This window comes from Bartonella sp. AA23NXGY (assembly GCF_042197165.1).
Classification (GTDB): domain Bacteria; phylum Pseudomonadota; class Alphaproteobacteria; order Rhizobiales; family Rhizobiaceae; genus Bartonella.
This window is the reverse complement of the sequence record NZ_JBHIRO010000108.1, coordinates 1-603: the sequence shown is the minus strand read 5'-3', so window position 1 is coordinate 603 and position 603 is coordinate 1. Positions and strand designations below refer to the sequence as shown.

At 38.8% G+C, this 603-nt stretch carries 1 pseudogene; it reads right to left on the bottom strand.

Going from position 1 to position 603, the window contains the following annotated elements:
* Positions 1-102 precede the first annotated feature (102 nt).
* Positions 103-603, bottom strand: a pseudogene (locus ACFINY_RS09915) (hypothetical protein); the annotation flags it as partial.

The following is a 603-nucleotide window of genomic DNA, read 5'->3' as shown; positions in this document are numbered from 1 at the left end:
TGCAAACTTCTTTTGCATGAGCACAATTCCTTTAATAAAGAGATTTAAATTTTTAAATGAGAATGTTTAAAGGAGGGCGCCCCCGCCGCGCCCACGCGTTATTTAAGCAGCGTCTTTTAGTGACTGATTATCATCACAGATATCATTACGAATTTTTGCACGGCTATTCACAACAGCATTGCCATAAATTTGCACATGATGATCAATATTTGATTTGCCATAGACCTTGGCATGATCATAAATTCTTACAAAGCAACCAACACGAGCCGAGCCAGAAACCTTGGCATGACCATAGATACTTGAATAATCCTTAATCCAAGCATTACAAAAAACATGGGCATTATCATAAACGCGTGCCCAGACATAAACCCGTGACTTGCCATATACACGAGCATTGCCAAAAATATAGCCACAAACATAGGCACTTTCATAGACACGGGCATTGTCATAAACCTTGGCACCATTAGAAATAGTAGCATTATCACTAATTACGGCATTACCATAAACATGCCCACAGACCTTAGCGTTATCATGAATTTTTGCGTTATCATAAATATGAGCGGTTGTATCAAAAACCAATGCCTTGCCATTAACGATAGCATT